The sequence below is a fragment of the Patulibacter medicamentivorans genome (genome assembly GCF_000240225.1).
Taxonomy (GTDB): domain Bacteria; phylum Actinomycetota; class Thermoleophilia; order Solirubrobacterales; family Solirubrobacteraceae; genus Patulibacter; species Patulibacter medicamentivorans.
On the sequence record NZ_AGUD01000231.1, the window covers coordinates 1 to 2,145 of the forward strand.

The 2,145-nt window shown below is 73.5% G+C and carries 2 protein-coding genes; both read left to right on the forward strand.

Translation table 11 applies throughout. The features are described from left to right. The coding region (locus PAI11_RS15360; RefSeq protein WP_040600535.1) for a transglycosylase domain-containing protein at positions 1 to 1,588 on the forward strand (1,588 nt) is incomplete at its 5' end. 186 nt (positions 1,589 to 1,774) lie between these two features. After that, the coding region (locus PAI11_RS15365) for a transglycosylase domain-containing protein (RefSeq protein WP_040600536.1) at positions 1,775 to 2,145 on the forward strand (371 nt) is incomplete at its 3' end.

Genomic DNA, 2,145 nt, shown 5'->3' on the forward strand with positions numbered 1-2,145 from the left:
GCTGGCCGACCAGCTGGAGAAGCGCCATCCGGGCCGCGAGGGCAAGGAGTGGGTGCTGACGACCTACCTCAACAGCGTCCCCTACGGCAACGCGCCCAACGGCCAGAACATCATCGGCGTTCAGGCGGCCGCCCGGGTCTACTACAACAAGCCGGCCAAGGACCTGACGCTGGCCCAGGCGGCGCTGATCGCCGGCCTGCCGCAGGCGCCCTCGCAGTACAACCCGTTCCGCAACGCGAAGGCCGCCCTCACGCGGCGCAACGACGTGCTGCGGCGGATGGCCGAGCAGGGCTACGTCACCGGGGCCGAGGCCGCCGCCGCCCAGGACGCCCCGCTGGGCCTGCGCGAGGGCGACTTCTACACCCGCCGGCGCGAGCAGTTCGTCATCGACTACGTCCGCCAGGAGCTGATCGAGAAGTACGGCCGCAAGCGCGTGCGCGAGGGCGGCCTGAAGATCTACACGACGATCGACCTGAAGCGGCAGCAGCAGGCGCGCAGCGCGCTGCAGCGGAACTTCATCCCCGGCGGGCCGGCCAGCGCGATCGTCTCGATCGACCCCGACAGCGGCGACGTCACCACGATGGCGTCGACGGCCCAGTACTCGGACACGAAGTACAACCTGGTCACGCAGGGCAAGCGCCAGCCGGGATCGACCTTCAAGACGATGGTGCTGATGGCGGCGCTGCGGGCCGGGATCGATCCCGACGCCACGAGCTACACCTCGCGCAGCGGCCAGGAGCTGCAGCCCGGCTGGTCGCCGAAGACCTACAGCGGCAAGAGCGGCGGCTCGATGAGCATCACCCGCGCGACGCTCGCCTCGGACAACTCGGTCTACGCCCAGCTGGACCTCGACGTCGGGCCGGAGAACGTCACCAAGGCCGCGCGGCTGATGGGCATCACGTCTCCGCTGTACAGCCGGCCTGCCGAAGGCCTGGGCGGATTGGAGAACGGCGTCAGCCCGCTCGAGGTGGCCCGCGCCTACTCGACGATCGCCAACGGCGGCCGGCGGGTCGTGCCGCGGATCGTGGACAAGGTGGTGCTGCAGGACGGCACCGTCCGGCGCCCGCAGAAGGTCAAGGCGGTGCGGACGTTCTCGGCCGGGGTCGCCAGCAAGGCCAACGAGATCCTCGAGAAGAACGTCCAGGGCGGCACCGGCCGGCGGGCGGCACTGCCGGACTGCCCGGTCGCCGGCAAGACCGGCACCACCGACAACGAGGCCGACGCCTGGTTCGCCGGCTTCACCCGCGGGATGACGACCGTCACCTGGGTCGGCTACCCGCTGTCGCGCAACCCGACCGGCGAGCAGGGCGGCGGCCGTCCGGCGCAGACCTGGCACGACTTCATGGTCGCGGCCAAGGGCTCCAGCTGCGGCCCGTTCCGCAAGGCGCCGTTCAGCGGCAGCCGCGGCACCGGTGCCCACGCCGGCGGCAGCGGCGACGGCGAGCTGGGCCCGGACGGCCAGCCGCTGGAGGGCCCGGGCGGCGCCGCCGACGGGCTCGACGGCAGCGGCCGGACGACCCCGGGCGGGACGACGCCGCCCGCCGCCGACCCGGGCGCCACCGACCCGACGGTCCGCTTCGAGCGCTAGCGCGGCGTCGCGCCACGAGCGCGGGAGGGCGCCACGAACGGCGCGTGGCCCGGCGAACGCCGCCGCGCCAGGACCGCGGCCACCCGGCAGGAGAACCCGCGGCCGGCCGGTACTGTGGATCGACCGTCGCGTCGCTCGGTCGCCTGCCTCGGGCGGCCTCGGCGGACGCACGTCCCTCGTTCCCCGATGTCCCACGCAGCCCGCAAGCGCCGTCAGCGCCGCGCCAAGGGAGGCGCCGCGCGCGTCCTCCTGGTGGTCCTCGTGACCGCCGTCGTCGGGATCGTCGTCGCCGGCGCCGGAGCGGTCGGCTACGTGGCGAGCATCGCCAACGGCGTCAGCCTCGACGACCTCAAGCCGAAGGATCCCGGCGCGACCTCCGAGGTCTTCGCCGCCGACGGCCAGCGGCTCGGGTTCATCGCCGGACCGGTGCTGCGGACCCCGGTGCTGGGCAAGGACATCGCGGAAGACGTCCGCAACGCCACCGTCGCGGTCGAGGACAAGCGCTTCTTCGAGCACGGCGGCGTCGACGTCGAGGGCGTCTTCCGGGCCGCGACCCG